Below are 24,695 nucleotides of genomic sequence, written 5' to 3'. Positions count from 1 at the left end.
ATCCAAATTTTAACAAAATTGACAAAAAGAGCCTCTTTCAGTTTACAATAGCGCTTACATTTTCTATAATTAACAATGTACTTAACCTAAGAAACAGGAGGATGGAGAATGAATATCCACGAGTATCAAGGAAAACAAATCTTTCGTTCTATGGGCGTTCCCGTTCCAGAAGGACGTGTAGCATTCACTGCAGACGAAGCAGTAGAAAAAGCTAAAGAATTAGACACTGATGTTTATGTTGTAAAAGCACAAATCCACGCTGGGGGTAGAGGTAAAGCTGGCGGCGTTAAAATCGCAAAGTCATTATCTGAAGTGGAAACTTATGCTAACGAATTACTTGGGAAACAACTTGTAACTCACCAAACTGGCCCAGAAGGTAAAGAAGTTAAACGTTTGTATATCGAAGAAGGCGCTGATATTAAGAAAGAATATTATGTCGGCTTCGTTATCGACCGTGCAACTGACCGTGTTACTTTGATGGCTTCTGAAGAAGGCGGAACTGAAATTGAAGAAGTAGCGGCTAAATCTCCGGAAAAAATCTTTAAAGAAACAATCGACCCTGTTGTTGGTTTAGCACCATTCCAAGCGCGTCGTATTGCTTTCAATATTAATATTCCGAAAGAATCAATCAACAAAGCAGCTAAATTCTTAATTTCTTTATACAATGTATTTATTGAAAAAGATTGCTCAATCGTTGAAATCAACCCACTAGTATTAACTGGTGAAGGCGATGTATTAGCTTTAGATGCTAAAATCAACTTTGACGATAACGCTTTATTCAGACACAAAGATATTCAAGAATTACGTGACTTAGAAGAAGAAGATCCAAAAGAAATCGAAGCTTCTAAATATGATTTATCTTATATCGCTTTAGATGGCGACATCGGCTGTATGGTTAATGGTGCCGGATTAGCTATGGCGACTATGGATACTATCAATCATTTTGGCGGAAATCCTGCAAACTTCTTAGACGTAGGAGGCGGCGCTACGAAAGAAAAAGTTACTGAAGCATTCAAAATCATTTTAGGTGATGACAACGTTAAAGGTATTTTCGTTAATATCTTCGGTGGAATCATGCGTTGTGATGTTATTGCAGAAGGTATCGTAGCAGCAGTTAAAGAAGTCGACTTAACATTACCTTTAGTAGTACGTCTTGAAGGTACTAATGTTGAAATCGGTAAACAAATCTTAAAAGATTCAGGTTTAGCAATTGAGCCAGCAGCAACTATGGCTGAAGGCGCTCAAAAAATTGTCAAACTTGTCAAAGAAGTCTAAGGAAAGGATGAGACACTAAGATGAGCGTATATGTTGATAAGAATACAAAAGTAATCGTACAAGGTATCACAGGGTCTACAGCCCTTTTCCATACAAAACAAATGCTTGAGTATGGTACTCAAATCGTTGCAGGTGTTACGCCTGGTAAAGGTGGACAAGTTGTAGAAGGTGTACCTGTATTTAATACAGTAGAAGAAGCGAAAGAAGAAACTGGTGCAAATGTTTCAGTAATTTATGTTCCAGCTCCATTTGCAGCAGATGCAATTTTAGAATGTGCGGATGCAGATTTAGATTTAGCAATCTGTATTACTGAACACATTCCTGTTTTAGATATGGTTAAAGTTGTTCGTTATTTAGAAGATAAAAACACTCGTTTAATCGGACCTAACTGCCCAGGTGTTATTTCTCCTGATGATTGTAAAATCGGAATTATGCCTGGTTATATCCACAAAAGAGGTCACGTCGGCGTAGTATCACGTTCTGGTACATTAACTTACGAAGCTGTACATCAATTGACTGAAGAGGGTATTGGTCAATCATCAGCTGTTGGTATCGGTGGCGACCCAGTTAACGGTACTAACTTTATCGATGTATTAGATGCATTTAATAAAGATCCTGAAACAAAAGCTGTTGTAATGATCGGTGAAATCGGCGGAACTGCTGAAGAAGAAGCTGCTGAATGGATCAGCAAAAATATGACTAAACCAGTTGTAGGCTTCATTGGTGGTCAAACAGCTCCTCCAGGTAAACGTATGGGTCACGCTGGTGCGATTATTTCTGGCGGTAAAGGTACTGCAAAAGAAAAAATCAAAACATTGAACGAAAATGGCGTGAAAACAGCAGATACTCCTTCTGAAATCGGTTCTACTTTAATTGAAGCGGCTAAAGAAGCAGGTATCTACGAAGATTTATTAACAGTCAAAAAAGACTCTTAATTTGAAATCACATTATTATTCAATATTGAAAGCATGGATTTGTACGAAAAAGTGCAAATCTATGCTTTTTTACAATTTAAGTTGAGTAAACTTATCGGTTTTATTTGTTATAAGAAATGCCATATACAATAGTAGAAACTCGGCAGATTAGTTTCATAACAATTAAGTAACTATTTTGAGAATATCGGCTGACAAGGTATAATAAATATTAAACTACATAGAAAGCAGGAAATTTATGACACAACATGAATCAACTCTAGAACTCCTAAAACTCCGTTACGCTGGTTATACAACACAGCAAATGATACGGCTCTTCAAATTCTGTCCTCTTTTTTTAAGCTTAACCCCTTCAGATAAAATGACAAATCTTCGACAATTTACTTATACAAGCAAAATACGAACCCCTGCAGCTTATCTCACACGCTATTCTGAACTAAGTATCTCTACTATTTTAAACAACCTCAATCAACATGGCGTGAAATATATTTCTATCTACGATGCCACTTATCCATGCTTGTTAAAGGAAATCTATGATCCTCCGTTTATTCTTTTTTACAAAGGCAATATTGAATTATTACAGCATACACATTATTTAGGAGTAGTCGGCTCTAGACAATCAACAGCCTATACCGCTCATGCACTTTCTTTTTTATTTTCACATATTCCTACACCTCAACTTACTATTGTCTCTGGATTAGCATCCGGGGCAGACAGTGAAGCCCATCAGTCAGCACTTCAAAATCATCTTCCTACAATCGGTGTCTTGGCATTCGGACACGCACATCACTATCCCAAATCGAATTTACAGCTTAGAAATGAAATAGAAGAAAAGGGTTTGACTATTAGTGAGTATATTCCTGAAGATGAACCACGCAAATATAAATTTCCTGAAAGAAATCGGCTCATCAGCGGTCTTTCACAAGGAGTGTTGATAACTGAATCGAAAGAGAGAAGCGGTGCACAAATTACTATTGATTTAGCATTACAGCAAAACCGCAATGTCTATGTTCTGCCTGGTAGTATTTTTCAAGAATTGACCAAGGGGAATTTGAAACGTGCGCAAGAAGGTGCAACTATTGTGTTGGAAATTGGTGATATTTTAATAGATTATGATTGTGGAAATACAATGTAATCGGATTAATACTTTCATGTAAAAGAAGCAATAAATTGAATTGCAGCTAAATTAATATATTGACAAATGTAAAATAAACCGTTTATCATTTATCTTTGTAACAAGGATGCTATTAATTAATGCAAGGGGGAATCTGCTTTGGCTGATAATTTAGTCATAGTTGAGTCGCCTGCAAAAGCTAAAACAATTGAAAAATATTTAGGGAAAAGATATAAAGTAATCGCATCAATGGGGCATGTCAGAGATTTGCCAAGAAGCCAAATGGGCGTTGATGTTGAAGAAGATTTTGAACCCAAATATATTACTATTCGCGGCAAAGGACCGGTCGTAAAAGAATTAAAAAGACATGCTAAAAAAGCAAAGAAAATCTTTTTAGCGAGTGACCCCGACCGTGAAGGAGAAGCGATTGCATGGCACTTAGCGAATATTTTAGATTTAGATGAAAATGCGAAGAATCGTGTAGTATTTAATGAAATCACTAAAGATGCAATAAAGGAAAGCTTTAAGACACCAAGAGGAATTGAATTGAACCTTGTCGATGCACAGCAAGCACGCCGTATTGTAGATAGACTTGTGGGTTATAATATTTCTCCAGTGTTATGGAAGAAAGTTAAAAAAGGTCTGTCAGCAGGTCGTGTGCAATCTGTAGCATTACGCTTGATTATTGATCGTGAAAATGAAATCAGAAACTTTAAACCGGAAGAGTATTGGAAAATCGAAGGTAATTTCCGTTATAAGAAATCTACTTTCAGCGCCAAATTCTTACATTATAAAAATAAACCTTATAAATTAAACAATAAAGATGACGTCAAGTTTATTACGGACCAATTAGATGGCAACGAATTTGAAGTGACTAAAGTAACGAAGAAAGAGAAAAAGCGTAATCCAGCTAATCCATTTACGACTTCTACACTTCAACAAGAAGCTTCTAGAAAGTTGAATTTCAAAGCTAGAAAAACGATGATGATTGCACAGCAATTATATGAAGGTATTGATTTGAAAAAACAAGGTACTGTTGGTTTAATTACGTATATGCGTACCGATTCAACACGTATCTCAGCAGGCGCCAAAGCTGAAACGAAAGAATTCATTACTGAAAATTACGGTAAAGATTATATCTCTCATCGTAAAGCAGCGGCAGGCAAACAAGGAGATCAAGATGCCCATGAGGCGATTCGTCCAACAAAAACATTACGTACACCTGCTGATATGAAACCATTCTTAACTCGTGATCAATATCGTCTCTATAAATTAATTTGGGACCGCTTCGTAGCAAGTCAAATGGCACCTGCAGTGTTAGATACTGTAGCCATGGATATTGAACAAAATGACGTGAAATTCCGCGCCAACGGACAAACGATTAAATTTAAAGGTTTCATGACTTTATATGTAGAATCAAAAGAAGGAGAAGAAGAGAAGAATAATAAACTTCCAGTGATTGCAGAAGGTGAAAAGGTAACAGCTACTGATATTGAACCGAGCCAACACTTTACACAACCACCTCCAAGATTTACCGAGGCACGTTTAGTAAAAACGTTGGAAGAATTGAAAATCGGACGACCTTCTACGTACGCACCGACTTTGGATACTATTCAGAAACGTAATTACGTTAAAATGGAAAGCAAACGCTTTGTTCCGACTGAACTTGGTGAAATCGTCCATGAACAAGTGAAAGAATACTTCCCAGAAATAATCGATGTTGATTTTACAGTAAACATGGAAACATTATTGGATAAAATTGCTGAGGGCGACATCAAATGGAGAGAAGTTGTCGGTAATTTCTATGGCGGCTTCGAAAAAGATGTCGAACGTGCTGAGCAAGAAATGGAAAAAATTGAAATTAAAGATGAACCTGCCGGAGAAGATTGTGAAGAATGCGGCTCCCCAATGGTAATTAAAATGGGCCGTTACGGTAAGTTTATGGCATGTTCAAACTTCCCGGATTGTCGCAATACGAAAGCAATCGTCAAAGAAATCGGCGTTAAATGTCCGAAATGCGATGATGGCCAAGTCGTTGAACGTAAATCTAAAAAAGGCAGAGTCTTCTACGGCTGTTCTAATTATCCTGAGTGTGACTTTATCTCATGGGATAAACCAGTCGGCAGAAGTTGTCCAAAATGCGACCATTATTTGGTTGAACGTAAAAAAGGTCGCTCAAGCCAAGTGATTTGTTCAAATTGTGATTATAAAGAAGAAGTTCAAAAATAGAATGTGAAGATATGAGAGGTTGGACAATTAAGTTGCTATTGCTGATGTCCTACCTCTTTTCATCTGAATAAGGAGGATTTATTTATGGCAGATACAGTAGTCAATGTAGTCGGAGCTGGATTAGCAGGTTCCGAAGCAGCGTATCAGCTTGCACAAAGAGGCATTAAAGTGAATTTGATTGAAATGCGTCCCGTAAAGCAAACACCTGCACATCATACAGACAAATTTGCAGAACTAGTATGTTCTAATTCGTTACGTGGTAATTCACTTACAAATGCTGTAGGCGTATTGAAAGAAGAAATGCGCCGTTTAGATTCATTAATTATCAAAGCAGCAGATGCGGCACGCGTACCAGCTGGCGGCGCATTAGCTGTAGACCGTCATGATTTTGCAGGATTTATAACAGATACTTTGAAATCTCATCCTAATGTGAATGTCATCAATGAAGAAATTGAATCTATTCCTGAAGGTTATACGATTATTGCAACAGGTCCTTTAACAACTGAAGGTCTTGCTAAAGAAATTGTTGAGATTACAGGCGAAGATCAATTGTATTTCTATGATGCAGCGGCGCCTATTATCGAGAAAGACTCTATTGATATGAATAAAGTCTATTTGAAATCTCGTTATGATAAAGGTGAAGCAGCTTATTTGAACTGTCCGATGACTGAGGAAGAATTCGACCGTTTTTACGATGCTGTTTTAGAAGCTGAGGCAGCACCAGTTAATGAATTTGAAAAAGAAAAATACTTTGAAGGTTGTATGCCGTTTGAAGTAATGGCTGAACGCGGGCGTAAAACGTTATTATTCGGCCCGATGAAACCAGTGGGATTAGAAGATCCTAAGACAGGAAAACGTCCATTTGCAGTAGTACAATTGCGTCAAGATGATGCAGCAGGAACGTTGTATAATATTGTCGGATTCCAGACACATTTAAAATGGGGTGCTCAAAAAGAAGTCATCCGTTTAATTCCTGGCTTAGAAAATGTAGATATTGTGCGTTATGGTGTGATGCATCGTAATACCTTTATCAACTCGCCAGATGTGTTATCTGAAACTTATCAGCTCAAAGGTCATGATAAAGTATACTTTGCAGGTCAAATGACAGGTGTAGAAGGATATGTGGAAAGTGCCGCGAGCGGTTTAGTTGCAGGCATTAACGTCGCACACAAACTCCAAGATAAAGCAGAAGTCATCTTCCCGCGCGAAACAATGATAGGCAGTATGGCTTATTATATTTCACACGCTAACAATAATAAGAATTTCCAACCGATGAATGCTAACTTTGGTTTAGTCCCTTCATTAGAAAAAAGAATTAAAGATAAAAAAGAGCGTTATGAACAACAAGCAAATCGAGCATTAACGTATTTAGAGAATTTTAAGCAAACTTTGTGATAAATTATGAATATTTTGATAAAATTAGATTTGTGTTTAGAAAGCGTTTGCGATTTCGAGACGTAAATCACTGCAGCTCCCTCTGTCCATATGCTACAATGCAAATGATGGAGGGGTTTTTATTGAATAAAATCCAAGAGTCTTTTTTATACATGTTAAAGGTAGAACGCTTTTTTTCTAAGCATACGTTAAAGTCTTACCACGATGATTTAGTTCAATTTAATACATTTTTAGAACACGAGCATTTAAAATTAAAAACTTTTGAATATAAAGATGCTAGAAATTATTTGTCATTTTTATATTCAAAAGGCTTGAAAAGAACTACAGTTTCCCGTAAAATTTCTACGTTACGTTCTTTCTACGAATTTTGGATGACACAAGACGATACAGTCGTTAATCCTTTTGTACAGCTTGTTCACCCTAAGAAAGAACAATATCTGCCTCATTTTTTCTATGAAGAAGAAATGAGCGCTTTATTTGAAACTGTAGAAGCGGATGGTCACAAAGGTTTGCGTGACCGCGTGATTTTAGAATTGTTGTACGGAACTGGCATACGGGTTTCAGAATTAGTGAACATCAAGTTAGAGGATCTCGATTTAAATTCACCTGGTGTTAAAGTGTTAGGTAAAGGTAATAAGGAACGGTTTATCCCGTTTGGAAATATGTGCAGAGAGAGTATTGAACGTTATATAGAATTATTTCCGCCGATTCAGAATATAAGCCATGATTACTTGTTAGTCAATATGAAAGGCGGCCAAATTACTGAACGCGGCGTGCGATATGTTTTAAATGATATAGTGAAACGCACAGCAGGAGTGACAGATATACATCCGCATAAACTGCGTCACACGTTTGCTACGCATATGTTGAACGAAGGCGCTGATTTGCGAACAGTCCAATCTCTTCTCGGTCATGTCAACTTATCAACTACTGGTCGATATACGCATGTTTCAAACCAACAATTGCGTAAAGTTTATTTAAATGCACATCCTCGAGCTAAAAAGGAGAAATAATAATGAATAACTCAATTCATGCGACAACAATATTTGCTGTTAGACAAAATGGTCATGCCGCAATGGCCGGCGACGGTCAAGTTACGCTTGGCGAACAAGTAATTATGAAGCAGACAGCACGTAAAGTCCGCAGATTATATGACGGCAAGGTTCTAGCCGGATTTGCAGGCAGTGTTGCAGATGCTTTTACACTTTTCGAAAAATTCGAAACTAAGTTGCAAGAATTCAGCGGTAATTTAGAACGTGCAGCCGTAGAACTTGCTCAAGAATGGAGAGGCGATAAACAGCTGCGTCAACTTGAAGCAATGCTGATTGTAATGGACAAGAACTCTATTCTTGTAGTAAGCGGTACTGGGGAAGTAATTTCACCGGATGACGATTTGATAGCTATCGGTTCAGGCGGTAATTACGCTTTAAGTGCCGGACGTGCATTAAAACGTCATACAGAAATGGCAGCAAAAGATATCGCATATGCAAGTTTAAAAGTCGCTTCAGAAATTTGTGTCTTCACAAATGACAACATTATTGTCGAAGAATTATAAGTATTCTTTTGGGAATATTAAACAACAATATTTTTCCTGAGAAATGGAAATGAGTAAATTTTGAAATATTGGAGGTTGAACGACGGATGGATGCTAGCGCAATCAAACTTACCCCAAAAGACATTGTGTCTCAATTAAACGAGTACATTGTCGGGCAAAATGATGCTAAGAAAAAAGTAGCCATAGCTTTAAGAAACAGATATCGTCGCAGTCAATTAGATGAGGAATTGAAACAAGAAATTGTTCCGAAAAATATCTTGATGATCGGACCAACTGGTGTAGGTAAAACAGAAATTGCTCGCAGAATGGCAAAAATTGTCGGGGCACCGTTTATTAAAGTAGAAGCAACTAAGTTCACGGAAGTCGGCTATGTGGGTCGTGACGTAGAAAGCATGGTTCGTGATTTGGTAGACGTTGCTGTAAGACTTGTAAAAGAAGATAGAAAAGATAAAGTGAAAGATGAAGCAATTAAAAAAGCTAACGACAAATTAGTGAAATTGCTTGTACCGAGTATGAAGAAGAAAGCGAATCAAAATGCTGGAAATCCTTTTGAATCTATTTTCGGCGGTATGATGCCTAGCTTCGGTAACAACGAAGAGGAAGATGAAGAGCCGCCGACTGAGGAAATCAAAACGAAACGTTCTGAAATCAAACGTCAATTGCAAAACGGAGAATTAGAAGAAGAAAAAGTCCGTATTAAAGTTGAACAAGATCCTGGTGCTATGGGAATGCTTGGTACAAATCAAAATCAACAAGTTCAAGATATGATGAACCAATTGATGCCGAAGAAAAAAGTAGAACGTGAAGTGCCAGTTAAATCAGCACGCAAAATCTTGGCTGATGAATATGCTGATGAATTAATCGATCATGAAACAGCCAACCAAGAAGCATTAGAATTAGCAGAACAGATGGGCATTATCTTTATCGATGAAGTAGATAAAGTAGCCAGCAATAATCAACAAGGCGGACAAGACGTTTCAAGACAAGGTGTACAAAGAGATATCTTGCCAATTGTTGAAGGAAGTGTCGTGCAAACTAAATATGGCAGTGTCAACACAGAACATATGCTATTTATCGGGGCAGGTGCATTCCATGTATCTAAACCGAGCGATTTAATTCCGGAACTGCAAGGACGTTTCCCAATCAGAGTGGAATTAGATAGTTTATCAGTTGAGGATTTTGTGAATATTCTTAAAGAACCGAAATTATCATTGATTAAACAATATGAAGCGCTCTTGCAAACAGAAGAAGTGACGGTTAACTTCACAGATGAAGCAATTACACGCCTCGCTGAAATTGCTTACCAAGTCAACCAAGATACAGACAATATCGGAGCAAGACGTTTGCATACCATTTTAGAAAAAATGCTAGAAGATCTGTCGTATGAAGCACCTGGCATGCCGAACGCAGTGGTAGATATTACTGCACAATATGTTGATGATAAATTGAAATCTATTTCTACTAATAAAGATTTAAGTGCATTTATCTTATAATTTATAATCATAAATATAAAAGGAGAAGAAAAATGAGTTTACTTTTAAAAACGAGAGAATTAAATACACTGTTGCAAAAACATAAAGGTATTGCTGTAGACTTTAAAGATGTTGCGCGCAAAATTAGTGAGGTTACTGTAACAAATGTATTTATCGTATCACGCAGAGGGAAAATCTTAGGCCACAGCTTAAATGAATTGTTGAAAAGCAGTCGTATTAATCAAATGCTAGAAGATCGTCACATCCCAAGTGCATATACTGACAAATTAATGGATGTAAAACAAACAATATCTAATATCGGTATCGATGATGATTTGTCAGTTTTCCCTCCTGAAAACAGAGACACATTTATTGATAGTAAAACAACAATTTTCCCAGTATTAGGCGGCGGAGAAAGATTAGGCACACTTGTATTAGGACGTGTGTCTGATGATTTCACAGATAATGACTTAGTATTAGGTGAATATGCTGCTACTGTATTAGGTATGGAAATCTTACGTGAAAAACATAGCGAATTAGAACAAGAAGCACGTGATAAAGCAGCAATCAACATGGCTATTAATTCTTTATCTTACTCAGAAAGAGAAGCCATTGAACACATCTTTGAAGAGCTTGGCGGAAAAGAAGGCTTATTGATTGCCTCTAAAGTAGCGGACCGAGTAGGCATTACACGTTCTGTTATTGTAAATGCTTTGCGTAAATTAGAAAGTGCCGGCGTAATTGAATCTCGTTCGTTAGGAATGAAAGGAACATTTATCAAAGTTAAAAAAGAACAATTCCTAGATGAATTGGAAAAATCTAACTAATAGTTTCTTTTATCTCTTTCAGTTTTCGATATTGCTTTATAAAATGAATTATGTTATATTTAATGACGGCTATAAAGCCGATAACACACATAAAGAGTTTAAGTATAGAGGGTGCGATGTAATTTCGTCGTTTTTATACGAGCTTTTTATGGAGGAAAATAACCAAATTGGAGGAATTTAATCATGGCAGTAATTTCAATGAAACAATTGCTAGAAGCTGGTGTTCACTTCGGTCACCAAACACGCCGTTGGAACCCAAAAATGAAAAAATATATTTTCACTGAAAGAAATGGTATTTATATCATCGACTTACAAAAAACAGTGAAAAAAGTTGACGAAGCGTATAACTTCATCAAACAAGTATCTGAAGATGGCGGTAAAGTCTTATTCGTAGGTACTAAAAAACAAGCTCAAGAATCAATTAAAAATGAAGCAGAACGTGCTGGTCAATTCTACGTTAACCAAAGATGGTTAGGCGGAATCTTGACTAACTATAAAACAATCTCAAAACGTGTAAAACGTATTTCTGAAATTGAAAAAATGGAAGAAGACGGTTTATTCGAAGTATTACCTAAAAAAGAAGTAGTTGAAATCAAAAAAGAATACGACCGCTTGATCAAATTCTTAGGCGGTATTCGTGATATGAAATCAATGCCTCAAGCATTATTCGTAGTTGATCCTCGTAAAGAGCGCAACGCAATTGCTGAAGCACGTAAATTACACATCCCAATCGTAGGTATTGTTGATACTAACTGCGACCCAGATGAAATTGACTACGTTATCCCAGCAAACGACGATGCTATCCGTGCCGTTAAATTATTAACTGGTAAAATGGCAGATGCAGTTTTAGAAGGTCAACAAGGCGTTTCAAACGAAGAAGTAGCTGCTGAACAAAACATCGACTTAAATGAAGATGAAGTTGTTGAAGAAGAAGTTAAAGAAACTTCTGTTGAATCAAACTAAGAATAATTCTGAAAGGGGAGTGGGACAGAAATAACATATATTAAAAATATTTGTTGTCCCACCCCGGCAAAGCTGAGTAGAATAGAAAGCAGCTTGAAACAAGCGTATTTTCTATTCGGATAGCTACTGCCAGTTCAGGAAACAGGGGCTGAGACATTATTTGTCCCAGCCCCTTTTTTTAAAATATTATGAAGTATAAATGAACTCTCATTGCATATTTACTAAAGTATGTATGAATTTGTAATAAAATAAATGAATAATCAGATATTGCAAGTTTAAAGCAAGGCAAATAGAGTTATATTCATATTAAGAACTGATATACTATATTTGAAATGATTATTACGTTATATAAATGGAGGAAAAATAAATGGCACAAGTTACAGCTAAATTAGTTAAAGAATTACGCGAAAGAACTGGCGCAGGTATGATGGATTGTAAAAAAGCGCTTGAAGCAACTGAAGGCGACATCGATAAAGCAATTGACTACCTACGTGAAAAAGGTATTGCAAAAGCTGCTAAAAAAGCAGACCGTATTGCTGCTGAAGGAATGACTCATGTTGAAGTTGAAGGAAACGATGCAGTTATCGTTGAAATCAATGCTGAAACTGACTTTGTTGCGCGTAACGAAGGTTTCCAAGAACTAGTTAAAGAACTTGCGAAACATATTCTTGAAACTAAACCAGAATCTGTTGATGCTTTAATGGAAACTAAAATGTCTACAGGCGAAACTGTTAAAGAACGTATCAATGAAGCAATCTCAACTATCGGAGAAAAATTAAGCTTGCGTCGTTTTGCAATCAGAACTAAAGGCGACAATGATGCTTTCGGTGCTTACTTGCACATGGGCGGACGCATTGGTGTATTAACAGTTGTTGAAGGTACTACTGATGAAGAAGCTGCTAAAGACGTTGCTATGCACATTGCTGCAATCAACCCTAAATATGTTTCTTCTGACCAAGTAAGCCAAGAAGAACTTTCTCATGAAAAAGAAGTTTTAAAACAACAAGCATTAAATGAAGGTAAACCAGAAAAAATCGTTGAAAAAATGGTTGAAGGCCGTTTACGCAAATATTTACAAGAAATTTGCGCAGTTGACCAAAACTTCGTTAAAGACCCAGATGTAACTGTTGAACAGTTCTTGAAATCTAAAGGTGGTAAATTAACTGACTTTGTACGTTACGAAGTAGGCGAAGGTATGGAAAAACGTGAAGAAAACTTTGCTGACGAAGTAAAAGGACAAATGAAATAATTTTACTAAGTTGTTGAACAAGAAAGAAGACACCTTTGTATCTCTATATAAATGCAGACATTTGTATCAGACATACCTGTTGTGTCTTCTTTACTTGTATCACTTACATATTTTTACAATAGAGAGGATAGGAAAATGGCTGAAACTTCTAAATATAATCGCGTTGTCTTGAAATTGAGCGGAGAAGCCCTTGCAGGAGAAAAGGGATTTGGTATTAATCCAATTATTATTAAAAGTGTTGCAAAGCAAATTGCAGAAGTTGTTGAACTAGATTGTGAAATTGCAGTAATCGTTGGTGGAGGAAATATCTGGAGAGGTAAGACAGGCAGTGATCTTGGTATGGATCGTGGCACAGCTGACTACATGGGCATGTTAGCAACAGTGATGAATGCATTGGCACTTCAAGATAGCTTAGAACAATTAGACTGCGACACACGTGTATTAACTTCTATTGAAATGAAACAAGTTGCAGAACCTTATATCAGACGTCGTGCAATCAGACACTTAGAGAAGAAACGTGTTGTTATTTTTGCAGCAGGCATCGGCAACCCTTACTTCTCAACAGATACAACAGCTGCTTTGAGAGCTGCTGAAGTTGAAGCTGATGTCATTTTAATGGGTAAAAATAATGTAGATGGCGTCTATTCAGCTGATCCTAAAGTGGATAAAAATGCGAAAAAATATGAGCATTTGACGCATATCCAAATGCTTCAAGAAGGTCTTCAAATTATGGATTCTACAGCAGCTTCATTCTGTATGGATAATAATATTCCATTAAATGTATTCTCTATTACTGAAGAAGGCAATATTAAACGTGCTGTGATGGGCGAAGAAATCGGAACTACAATTACTAAATAAATTTGAGGTGTATTAATATGAGCGACATTTTAAGCGAAACTAGATCAAGAATGAAAAAGTCTATTGAAAGTTTGTCACGTGAATTAGCTACAATCAATGCTGGACGAGCTAACTCTAACTTGTTAGCAGGTGTGAAAGTAGATTACTATGGTGCGCCTACTCCAGTACAACAATTAGCAAGTATCAGTGTTCCAGAACCACGTTTATTAGTAGTGTCCCCTTATGATAAAACTTCTTTATCTGATATCGAACGTGCAATCAATGCAGCTAACCTTGGAGTGAATCCAAGTAGTGATGGTGAAGTCATTCGTATCATGGTACCTGCTTTAACTGAAGAGCGTCGTAAAGAACTAGTTAAAGACGTTAAAAAAATGGGTGAAAACACTAAAGTTTCTATTCGTAATATCCGTCGTGACAGTAATGACGATTTGAAGAAAGACGAAAAAGAAGGCGTTATTACTGAAGATGAATTACGTTCAGGAACTGACGATGTACAAAAAATTACTGATGAATCAATCAAAGAAGTAGAAAAAGTATTAGAGGAAAAAGAAAAAGATATCATGTCTGTATAATATCTCACCTCTACTTGAATGAGTTGAAAATATTGTAACCAAAACTGTACCAACTAAGACTTTGGTACAGTTTTTTAATTGTTCTATTCATTGCTATTAACGAGTGTGATAAAATGATAGATAATTGCATGAATAATCTATTATAATGTAACAGAGATAGATTGAGCTCGGAGGATAGACCATGTTTAAAAAGCTGAAAAATAAAAATCAATCTGAATCAGAAGGGACATATTCAGATTTAGATTTACATAATATACCCGAACATATCGCGATTATCATGGATGGTAATGGCCGTTGGGCGAAGAAACGTAAAATGCCGAGAATTAAAGGGCATTATGAAGGAATGCAAACAATTAAAAAGATAACAAGAGCTGCAAATGATATCGGAGTAAAATATTTAACTTTATACGCCTTCTCAACTGAAAATTGGTCACGTCCTGAACAAGAAGTCAATTACATCATGAACTTACCTGTAAATTTCTTAAAAACTTTTCTCCCGGAATTGATCGAACGAAATGTGAAAGTCGAAACAATTGGATTTACAGATAATCTACCAGCTTCTACAATGAAAGCAATTAATCACGCTAAGGAAAAAACTGCACAAAATGATGGACTGAAACTTATCTTTGCTATCAATTATGGGGGGCGTGCCGAAATTACAGATAGCGTTCGACGCATGTTTGATGATATGATTGAGCGAGGTCAAAAGAGCAGCGATATCACAGAAGAGACAATCAATGATTATTTAATGACCAGTCAGTATCCTGATCCGGAGCTTCTTATCCGCACTTCAGGAGAACAACGGATTAGTAATTTCTTAATTTGGCAAATTTCTTATAGTGAATTTATTTTTAACCAAAAACTTTGGCCTGATTTTGACGAAGATGAACTGATGGATTGTATTAAAATTTACCAGAAAAGACAACGTCGTTTCGGTGGCTTATTATAGGGAGATAGGAGTATATTATGAGAGTTAGAACGGTAACGGCAATTATAGCCTTGTTAATCTTTTTACCAATACTAATTATCGGCGGGCCTTTATTGATGTATTTCTCTTACATCTTGGCCCTTATTGCATTAAAAGAGCTGTTGAATATGAATAAAATTCGTTTTATTTCTATTCCAGGCCTAATTAGCGCATTAGGATTGGTTCTAATTATGCTACCTCATGATTTGGGCGCATGGGTGGCAGCAGTCCAATTAAAAGGACTCATTATTATGAGTTTCGTAATTTTAAGTTATACAGTTATGTCTAAGAACCGCTTCAGTTTCATCGATGCTGCATTTTGTTTAATGTCAGTAGCATACGTAGGTATTGGATTTATGTATCTCTACGAAACACGTGAAGCCGGATTAGCCTTCATCTTATTCGCATTCTTAGTGGTTTGGACCACAGATACAGGTGCATATTTATTTGGACGAACTTTCGGCAAACATAAACTATGGCCGGTTATCAGTCCGAATAAAACAATTGAAGGATTTATCGGCGGAGTATTAAGCAGTCTGCTTGTACCGCTGGTGATGCAATACTTTGTGGACTTTGACTTCAATATTTGGATTATATTGCTGGTAACAATTATTTTAAGTATGTTCGGCCAACTAGGAGATTTAGTGGAATCCGGATTCAAACGTCATTTCGGCGTTAAAGACTCTGGTAAGATTTTACCTGGACACGGCGGGATTCTTGACCGCTTCGACAGCTTCATGTTTGTCTTACCACTTTTAAATATTTTATTACTGCAAAATTAATAATGCGAGGCATGCGAGAAGTGCAAACAGATGAATATGCGTTTGCTGAACAGCATGCCTCTTTTCTGTAGCAACAACCATCTTTTTGCTTGTACATCATTCAAAATATCATTAATATAATATATTATGTTGAAAATTTTCAACACTACATATCTCAGAAGGGCAACATGGAAAGCGTTGCTTCTCCTCACTGAAACTTTTGAGAAATGAAAAATTAACCAGAGGTGGCCCATTTTGATAATTACTATCTTAGCTTTTATTATCGTATTTGGTGTCTTAGTTTCCGTTCATGAGTACGGCCACATGTTTTTTGCAAAACGCGCAGGGATAATGTGTCCTGAATTTGCTATCGGCATGGGACCCAAGATTTTTAGTTTTAGAAAAAATGAAACATTATATACAATCAGACTCTTACCAGTCGGCGGCTATGTTCGAATGGCTGGAGATGGCATAGATGAAGTGCCGGTAGAACCAGGCATGTCAGTCAAAATCAAATTAAATGATAAAGATGAAATTACACATATTATTCTTGATGATCAACATAAATTCCAACAAGCAGAAGTGATTGAAATAAAAAAATGTGACTTCAAAGATAAAATGTATGTTGAAGGTATTACATCTTATGACGATGAAAGACATCGTTTTTATATTGCGAAAGAATCTTATTTCGTAGAAGGCGGCAGTTTGATACAAATTGCACCGCGCAATCGTCAATTTATGCACAAAAAACCATATCAAAAATTCTTAACATTATTTGCCGGACCTTTATTCAACTTTATTTTAGCTTTAGTCATCTTTGTAGGTCTCGCATATTATCAAGGTACACCGACAAATTCTATTAAAGCAGTGGCAGATCATTATCCTGCGCAAGAAGCAGGATTAAAAGCAGGCGATAAAATCGAACAAATCGGATTTCATAAAATTAGTTCATTCGATGATATTCAACAAGCATTAAACAATAATAAAGATAAGCCTGTTAAAGTGACTTACGAAAGAGACGGTAAACATCAGTCTGCAGAATTAACACCGAAGAAGGTTAAAGAAGGTACAAAAGTTAATCCGAAATATGCTTATAAATTAGGTTACCAGCCTCAATCAGAACATTCATCATTGATTGAACCTTTAGTAGCAGGTGTACAACAATTTGTTAAAGCAGGCACATTAATCTTTACAGCTATTGTCGGTATGATCGGCAGCATTTTCACTGGCGGATTCTCCTTTGATATGTTGAACGGACCAGTGGGTATTTATCATAATGTTGATACTGTAGTAAAAACTGGTATCATTAACTTGATAGGCTGGACTGCACTGTTAAGCGTCAACTTAGGTTTAATGAACTTATTGCCGATTCCGGCTCTCGATGGCGGACGTATACTCTTTGTACTCTACGAAGCGATATTCAGAAAACCAGTGAATAAGAAAGCAGAAACTTACATTATTGGTGCAGGTGCCATTTTCGTCATTATAATTATGATATTAGTAACCTGGAATGACATACAACGTTATTTCTTATAAGAAACGGAGGATTATAGATTTATGAGACAATCAAAAGTATTTATACCAACGATGAGAGAAGTCCCAGCAGAAGCTGAAGCCTTGAGTCATCGACTATTATTGAAAGCAGGATTAATCAAACAAAGTACTAGCGGCGTTTACAGTTACTTGCCGTTAGCGACACGCGTTATCAATAACATCACAGCTATCGTACGTGAAGAAATGGAACGCATCGATGCAGTGGAAATACTAATGCCTGCTTTACAACCTTCTGAATTATGGGAAGAATCAGGTCGTTGGGATGCTTACGGAAGTGAATTAATGCGCTTGACAGACAGAAACGGACGCCAATTTGCTTTAGGTCCGACACACGAGGAAGTCGTAACTTCACTTGTACGTGATGAAGTGAAATCCTACAAGCAATTACCATTAACACTATTCCAAATTCAATCTAAATTCAGAGATGAAAAACGTCCTCGTTTCGGTTTATTACGTGGCCGCGAATTTATCATGAAAGATGCCTATTCATTCCATGCGGATGAAGACTCATTAGATGAAACATACAACCAAATGTACGATGCATACAGCCGTATTTTTAAACGTGCCGGCATCAACGCACGTCCAGTCGTTGCAGACTCAGGAGCAATCGGCGGCAGCCATACACACGAATTCATGGCCCTAAGCGAAATCGGCGAAGATACAATCGTCTACAGCGAGAATAGCGACTACGCAGCTAATATCGAAAAGGCAGAAGTGCCTTATGAGGCAAAAGAAAGCTCTGAAGAGTTATTAGAACTAGAAAAGGTCGCTACACCTGATGCACACACTGCTCAAGAAGTGGCTGATTATTTAAATCGTCCATTAGAACAAATTACCAAATCAATGATTTTCAAAGTCGATGGCGAATTTATTATCGTGCTAGTACGTGGACATCATGAAATCAATGATGTGAAATTGAAAGCATACTTCGGTACAGATAATATTGAACTTGCAACACAAGATGAAATTATTAATTTAATCGGTGCCAAACCAGGTTCAATCGGTCCTATCCAAGAAAAAGGCATCAAAGTATATGCAGATAACTTTGTACAAGAATCACCGAACTTAGTTATTGGAGCAAATGAAGATGGCTATCACTATATCAATGCGAATCCTGAACGTGATTTTAATGTTGAAGCATTCGGCGACTTCCGTTTCATTTTAGAAGGAGAGCCTTTAAGTGATGGATCAGGTGAAGCAAAATTCGCAGAAGGTATTGAAGTCGGACAGGTCTTCAAATTAGGTACCAAATATTCTGAAGCTATGAATGCCACATTCTTAGATAACCAAGGTAAAGCAAAACCATTAATCATGGGTTGCTACGGTATCGGTGTTTCTAGAACTTTAAGTGCCGTTGTGGAACAAAATAACGATGAAAATGGTATTATCTGGCCAAAATCAGTAACACCATTTGATTTACACTTGATTACGATTAATCCTAAAAAAGAAGATCAACGCGAATTAGGCGATAAAATCTATACCGAACTGCAATCATTATATGAAGTGCTTTATGACGACCGCAAAGAACGTGCAGGCGTGAAATTCAATGATGCTGATTTAATCGGTTTACCAATTCGTATTGTAGTCGGTAAACGTGCAGATGAAGGTATCGTGGAAGTGAAACGTCGCGATAACGGTGAGAGTGAAGAAGTTGAAGTTTCAAACTTAGCTTCTTATATCGATAATTTATATACACAAATTTAAGTAAACATTTTCCGGAGCTCTTTAAAAGGGTTTCGGAAATTTTTTTATTTTTACCGTAATCCTATCCACCAAAGTGTTTGCAGAGTTAACAACTCATTTATTACAGATTTAGAGTTTTTAGAACGAACGAAAATTTGGTATAATATTTAAGAGTTTCTAAAAATGAACGTAAGTAATGTAACCGCGCTGATTTAAAAGTGTGGTTCTGTTTTTCATAATAGTAGTGCTGCAAAAATCCTCTGACTTCCTCTTTAAACAATTGAGTTGTAATTCTATTCCTGCAGTTCTACAATTTTATTTAATCAATCATTAAGGTGGTAATTGTCTTGGCAATGACAAATCAAGAAAAATTTAAAGTTCTAGCCGATCAGATTAAAATTGCGAATCAGTTAGAACCTGAAATATTAGAACAAAGTGAGCTAACACGTATTGATGTGTCGTCAAAAGCACGCACATGGCTTTTTCAAATCACCTTGCCGCATTTCTTATCTCACGAAGATTATTTATTATTCACTCATGCTTTGACTCAAGAATTCAAAGATATTGCTACAGTGAATTGGCATTTTAAAGTTCAAGATACATTGCACCAAGATGAACATGCTATGAAATATTTCAATCACTGTATCGATCAAACAGGCTTATCACCTAAAGTCAAAGGTCAATTGAAACAGAAACGTCTGATTATGTCAGGGGACGTTTTGAAAGTAATGGTTTCTAATGATGTCGAACGCGATTATTTTCACAAAGCTTGTAATGGCAGTTTAGTGAAAGCCTATCGCCAATGCGGTTTCGATGTGAACAAAATCGTCTTTGAAACAGATAATGATGGTCAAGATGCAGACTTAGCATCACTTGAAGCTTATATTCAAGAAGAAGATCAACAAAGCGCTAAAGAAGCTACTGAAAAATTAGAAAAGATGAAAGCTGAAAAAGCGAAACAACAAGATAATAACGAAAGCTCAGTCGCAAAATGTCAAATCGGCAAACCGATTCAAGTGGACAATGTACGTTCAATTGAATCGATTATCGAAGAAGAATTCAAAGTGGCAATCGAAGGTGTCATCTTCGATATGAATATTAAAGAGTTGAAGAGTGGACGTCACATTGTCGAATTAAAAGTCACAGACTATACGGATTCACTCGTACTTAAAATGTTCACTCGTAAAAATAAAGATGACTTGGAACATTTTAAAGCACTAAGTGTCGGTAAATGGGTACGAGCACAAGGACGTATTGAAGAAGATACGTTTGTACGCGACTTAGTCATGATGATGTCAGATATTGAAGAAATTAAAAAAGCACCTAAACAAGATAAAGCAGATGATAAACGTGTTGAATTGCACTTGCACACAGCAATGAGTCAAATGGACGGTATTAATAATATCGGCGATTATGTAGCGCAAGCAGCCAAATGGGGACATCCAGCTATTGCGGTAACAGATCATAATGTGGTACAAGCTTTCCCAGATGCTTTTGCGGCAGCGGAAAAAAATGACATTAAAATGTTGTATGGTATGGAAGGTATGTTGGTAGATGACGGTGTACCGATTGCCTATAAACCGACAGACCGTATATTGAAAGATGCAACATATGTCGTATTTGACGTCGAAACTACAGGTCTTTCAAACCAATATGACAAAATCATCGAGTTAGCAGCTGTTAAAGTACATGATGGTGAAATTATAGATAAATTTGAACGTTTCAGTAATCCGCATGAACGTTTATCAGATACTATTAAGAATTTGACGCATATTTCTGATGATATGTTAGTAGATGCACCGGAAATTGACGAGGTATTGACGGAGTTTAAAGAATGGGTCGGCGATGCGATTTTCGTTGCGCATAACGCATCATTCGATATGGGCTTTATTGATACAGGTTATGAACGAGCAGGACTCGGCAATTATACGAACGGAGTTATTGATACTCTAGAATTATCTCGTACCATCAATACTGAATTTGGTAAGCATGGTTTGAACTTCTTAGCGAAAAAATACGGCGTAGAACTGACACAACATCACCGTGCCATTTACGATACAGAAGCCACAGCATACATTTTTATTAAAATGTTGAAACAGGTAGAAGAATTAGGTGTAACGAATCATAAAGATATCAACCAATCATTATCTAATGAAGACGCCTATAAACGGGCGCGCCCAAGTCATGTAACAATTTTAGTGCAGAACCAAGAAGGCTTGAAGAATTTATTTAAGATTGTCAGTGAATCTTTAGTCACATATTATTACCGAACTCCACGAATTCCGCGTTCTTTGTTAGATGAGTATCGCGAAGGGTTGTTAATTGGTACAGCTTGTGATGAAGGTGAAGTCTTTACTGCTGTAATGCAGAAAGATCAGTCGCAAGTAGAACGTATTGCGAAATACTATGACTATATCGAAGTACAGCCGCCAGCGTTGTATCAAGATTTGATTGACCGCGAATTGATTCGTGATAATAAAACGATGGAAGAAATTTATGAAAGATTGTTGAAGGCGGGAGAAGCGGTTAATGTGCCGATCGTAGCCACAGGCAATGTGCATTATCTCAATGAACATGATGCGATTGCCCGTAAGATTTTGATTGCTTCACAACCCGGTAATCCGCTGAACCGTTCAACATTACCGGAAGCCCATTTCCGTACTACAGACGAAATGTTAGATGCTTTTCACTTTTTAGGTGAAGAAAAAGCACGTGAAATCGTCATAGACAATACTCAAGCATTAGCTGATAAAATTGAACGCGTGGTTCCTATTAAAGATAAATTGTATACACCACATATGGATGGCGCGAACGAAGAAATACGAGAATTAAGTTATAAGAATGCACATAAACTTTATGGCGATGATTTACCGCAAATCGTAGTAGATCGTTTGGAAAAAGAACTTGAAAGTATCATTGGTAACGGGTTCTCGGTTATCTATTTGATTTCGCAACGTTTGGTTAAAAAATCATTGAATGACGGTTACTTAGTAGGTTCACGTGGTTCAGTCGGTTCCAGTTTCGTAGCGACAATGACTGAAATTACCGAAGTCAATCCGCTTCCTCCTCACTACATTTGTCCAAAATGTAAGAAAAGCGAATTCTTTAATGATGGTTCAGTCGGTTCCGGCTTTGACTTGCCAGATAAAAAATGTGAATGCGGTGCTGAAATGATTAAAGAAGGACAAGATATTCCTTTCGAAACTTTCTTAGGATTTAAAGGGGATAAAGTTCCTGATATTGACTTGAACTTCAGTGGTGAATATCAACCTGAAGCACATAACTATACCAAAGTATTATTCGGTGAGGATAAAGTATTCCGTGCCGGCACAATCGGTACTGTAGCAGAGAAGACAGCATTCGGTTATGTGAAAGGGTATCTCAACGACCAAGGTATTCATAAACGTGGCGCAGAAGTTGACCGTTTAGTGAAAGGTTGTACAGGCGTGAAACGTACGACTGGGCAGCATCCAGGTGGTATTATCGTAGTACCGGACTACATGGATATTTATGATTTTACACCCGTTCAATATCCAGCCGATGACCAATCATCACCTTGGATGACGACACACTTTGACTTCCACTCCATACACGATAATGTATTGAAACTCGATATTCTAGGACACGATGATCCGACAATGATCCGTATGTTGCAAGATTTATCAGGTATTGATCCGAAAACTGTACCAGTTGACGATAAAGAAACAATGCGTATCTTTAGTACACCAGAATCTCTTGGAGTTACGGAAGAAGAAATTATGTGTAAAACAGGCACATTCGGTGTACCGGAATTTGGTACTGGCTTCGTACGACAAATGCTTGAAGATACCAAACCGACGACGTTCTCAGAACTTGTACAAATTTCTGGTCTGTCTCATGGTACGGATGTATGGTTAGGCAACGCCCAAGACTTAGTCCGTTCAGGTACATGTGACTTATCTGGTGTTATCGGTTGTCGTGACGACATTATGGTTTACTTGATGTACGCAGGCCTCGAGCCATCATTAGCCTTCAAGATTATGGAAGCTGTGCGTAAAGGTAAAGGACTGCAAGAAGAATGGGAAGAAATTATGAAAGAGAATAATGTGCCAGATTGGTACTTGGATTCTTGTAAAAAAATCAAGTACATGTTCCCGAAAGCCCATGCGGCTGCCTATGTCTTAATGGCTGTGCGTATTGCATACTTTAAAGTACACTATCCGCTTTATTACTACGCAAGTTACTTTACTGTCCGTGCATCAGACTTTGATTTAATTACGATGATTAAAGATAAAGAAGGCATTAAGAGTGTCGTTAAAGATATGTATTCTAAATATATGGAACTTGGTAAAAAAGAAAAAGATGTCTTAACAGTCTTAGAAATTATGAATGAAATGGCACATCGCGGTTTCCGCATGCAGCCGATCAGTTTAGAAAAAAGCCAAGCCTTTGAATTTATTATTGAAGGAGATACTCTAATTCCACCGTTTGTTGCGGTTCCTGGATTAGGTGAAAACGTAGCAAAACGTATTGTAGAAGCACGTGAAGAAGGTCCGTTCTTATCTAAAGAAGATTTGAATAAAAAAGCCGGTTTATCACAAAAGGTTATCGAATACCTTGATGAATTAGGTTCATTGCCAGGCCTTCCTGATAAAGCACAACTATCAATTTTTGATATGTAATTGCAACTCAGTGGTTAAAACCTTGCCATTGTGCAACAATTGGCAATTAAATGTTGACTGTGTTATAATTACAGTGCGTAAAAAATGAACTTTAGTCACGAAGAGTGGGGTTTACCCGCTCTTTTCTATTTGTATAAAAGGAGGTTCGCATGAGTAAAATCACTGAACAAATTGAAGAAATCATTCAACCCGTATTAGATGATTTGAATTTTGAACTCGTAGAAATTGAATTTACTAAAGAAGGTAAAGACCGCTTCCTCAGAATTTCAATCGACAAAGAGGGCGGTGTCGACTTGAATGACTGTACGCTTGCTTCTGAGAAAATCAGTGAAGTCATGGATGAAGAAGACCCGATTGAACAAATGTATTATCTTGATGTCGCATCACCAGGTGCTGAACGTCCTATCAAAAACGATAAAGCGTTCCGTGATGCTGTCGATCAACCTGTATTTGTTTCTCTTTATGCGCCGATTGAAGGTTCTAAAGAGTGGTTAGGCGTCTTACAATCTGTAACTGATGACCATGTTGTCATCAAAGCGCAAGTCAAGGAAAAGAAAAAGGAAGTTGAAATCCCTAGAAATAAAATTGCTAAAGCACGTCATGCAGTATTGATTTAACGTGATTAGGA

At 37.1% G+C, this 24,695-nt stretch carries 19 protein-coding genes; all 19 read left to right on the top strand.

The window, feature by feature from the left end:
• Positions 1 to 108 precede the first annotated feature (108 nt).
• Complete coding sequence (sucC, locus tag CKV71_RS08205) at positions 109 to 1,275, top strand: ADP-forming succinate--CoA ligase subunit beta (protein WP_095105659.1); 1,167 nt, start codon at positions 109 to 111, stop codon at positions 1,273 to 1,275.
• Between the two features lie 20 nt (positions 1,276 to 1,295).
• Positions 1,296 to 2,210 carry a succinate--CoA ligase subunit alpha gene (gene sucD, locus CKV71_RS08200; protein ID WP_095105657.1) on the top strand — a complete coding sequence of 305 codons (915 nt, stop codon included), beginning with the start codon at positions 1,296 to 1,298 and terminating at the stop codon, positions 2,208 to 2,210.
• A 235-nt stretch (positions 2,211 to 2,445) separates the two neighbouring features.
• On the top strand, positions 2,446 to 3,342 hold the full coding sequence (gene dprA, locus CKV71_RS08195) for a DNA-processing protein DprA (protein WP_095105655.1): 897 nt from the start codon (positions 2,446 to 2,448) through the stop codon (positions 3,340 to 3,342).
• A gap of 138 nt (positions 3,343 to 3,480) precedes the next feature.
• The gene (gene topA / locus CKV71_RS08190) at positions 3,481 to 5,550 is read left to right on the top strand and encodes a type I DNA topoisomerase (protein ID WP_095105653.1); all 2,070 of its coding nucleotides are present in this window, start codon (positions 3,481 to 3,483) and stop codon (positions 5,548 to 5,550) included.
• A gap of 84 nt (positions 5,551 to 5,634) precedes the next feature.
• Positions 5,635 to 6,945, top strand: coding sequence for an FADH(2)-oxidizing methylenetetrahydrofolate--tRNA-(uracil(54)-C(5))-methyltransferase TrmFO (gene trmFO / locus CKV71_RS08185; protein ID WP_095105651.1), 1,311 nt, complete (start codon positions 5,635 to 5,637; stop codon positions 6,943 to 6,945).
• A 122-nt stretch (positions 6,946 to 7,067) separates the two neighbouring features.
• A complete protein-coding gene (gene xerC, locus CKV71_RS08180; RefSeq protein WP_095105649.1) occupies positions 7,068 to 7,958 on the top strand; it encodes a tyrosine recombinase XerC in 891 nt (296 codons plus the stop codon).
• A 2-nt stretch (positions 7,959 to 7,960) separates the two neighbouring features.
• A complete protein-coding gene (gene hslV, locus CKV71_RS08175; protein WP_095105647.1) occupies positions 7,961 to 8,500 on the top strand; it encodes an ATP-dependent protease subunit HslV in 540 nt (179 codons plus the stop codon).
• Between the two features lie 86 nt (positions 8,501 to 8,586).
• Positions 8,587 to 9,993, top strand: a complete 1,407-nt coding sequence (gene hslU, locus CKV71_RS08170) for an ATP-dependent protease ATPase subunit HslU (RefSeq protein WP_095105645.1) — start codon at positions 8,587 to 8,589, stop codon at positions 9,991 to 9,993.
• Between the two features lie 32 nt (positions 9,994 to 10,025).
• Positions 10,026 to 10,799 (top strand): GTP-sensing pleiotropic transcriptional regulator CodY, encoded by a 774-nt coding sequence (gene codY / locus CKV71_RS08165; RefSeq protein ID WP_095105643.1) that lies wholly within the window; start codon positions 10,026 to 10,028, stop codon positions 10,797 to 10,799.
• A 183-nt stretch (positions 10,800 to 10,982) separates the two neighbouring features.
• Positions 10,983 to 11,762, top strand: coding sequence for a 30S ribosomal protein S2 (rpsB, locus tag CKV71_RS08155; RefSeq protein WP_095105639.1), 780 nt, complete (start codon positions 10,983 to 10,985; stop codon positions 11,760 to 11,762).
• 367 nt (positions 11,763 to 12,129) lie between these two features.
• Complete coding sequence (gene tsf, locus CKV71_RS08150) at positions 12,130 to 13,011, top strand: translation elongation factor Ts (protein ID WP_095105637.1); 882 nt, start codon at positions 12,130 to 12,132, stop codon at positions 13,009 to 13,011.
• Positions 13,012 to 13,146: 135 nt separating this feature from the next.
• Positions 13,147 to 13,869: a UMP kinase gene (gene pyrH, locus CKV71_RS08145; protein WP_095105635.1), complete on the top strand. Its 723-nt coding sequence runs from the start codon at positions 13,147 to 13,149 to the stop codon at positions 13,867 to 13,869.
• Between the two features lie 17 nt (positions 13,870 to 13,886).
• A complete protein-coding gene (frr, locus tag CKV71_RS08140) occupies positions 13,887 to 14,441 on the top strand; it encodes a ribosome recycling factor (protein ID WP_095105634.1) in 555 nt (184 codons plus the stop codon).
• 181 nt (positions 14,442 to 14,622) lie between these two features.
• The gene (locus tag CKV71_RS08135) at positions 14,623 to 15,390 is read left to right on the top strand and encodes an undecaprenyl pyrophosphate synthase (RefSeq protein ID WP_095105632.1); all 768 of its coding nucleotides are present in this window, start codon (positions 14,623 to 14,625) and stop codon (positions 15,388 to 15,390) included.
• A 17-nt stretch (positions 15,391 to 15,407) separates the two neighbouring features.
• On the top strand, positions 15,408 to 16,190 hold the full coding sequence (locus CKV71_RS08130; RefSeq protein ID WP_095105630.1) for a phosphatidate cytidylyltransferase: 783 nt from the start codon (positions 15,408 to 15,410) through the stop codon (positions 16,188 to 16,190).
• A gap of 234 nt (positions 16,191 to 16,424) precedes the next feature.
• Positions 16,425 to 17,705 (top strand): RIP metalloprotease RseP, encoded by a 1,281-nt coding sequence (rseP, locus tag CKV71_RS08125; RefSeq protein ID WP_095105628.1) that lies wholly within the window; start codon positions 16,425 to 16,427, stop codon positions 17,703 to 17,705.
• A 21-nt stretch (positions 17,706 to 17,726) separates the two neighbouring features.
• Positions 17,727 to 19,427, top strand: coding sequence for a proline--tRNA ligase (locus CKV71_RS08120; RefSeq protein WP_095105626.1), 1,701 nt, complete (start codon positions 17,727 to 17,729; stop codon positions 19,425 to 19,427).
• A 332-nt stretch (positions 19,428 to 19,759) separates the two neighbouring features.
• Complete coding sequence (locus tag CKV71_RS08115; RefSeq protein WP_095107284.1) at positions 19,760 to 24,067, top strand: PolC-type DNA polymerase III; 4,308 nt, start codon at positions 19,760 to 19,762, stop codon at positions 24,065 to 24,067.
• Between the two features lie 149 nt (positions 24,068 to 24,216).
• Positions 24,217 to 24,684 carry a ribosome maturation factor RimP gene (gene rimP, locus CKV71_RS08110; protein WP_095105624.1) on the top strand — a complete coding sequence of 156 codons (468 nt, stop codon included), beginning with the start codon at positions 24,217 to 24,219 and terminating at the stop codon, positions 24,682 to 24,684.
• Positions 24,685 to 24,695 lie beyond the last annotated feature (11 nt).

Source organism: Staphylococcus piscifermentans, assembly GCF_900186985.1.
GTDB classification, from domain to species: domain Bacteria; phylum Bacillota; class Bacilli; order Staphylococcales; family Staphylococcaceae; genus Staphylococcus; species Staphylococcus piscifermentans.
Note: the sequence above shows the minus strand (reverse complement) of the source record. Positions and strands in the feature narration are given on the sequence as shown.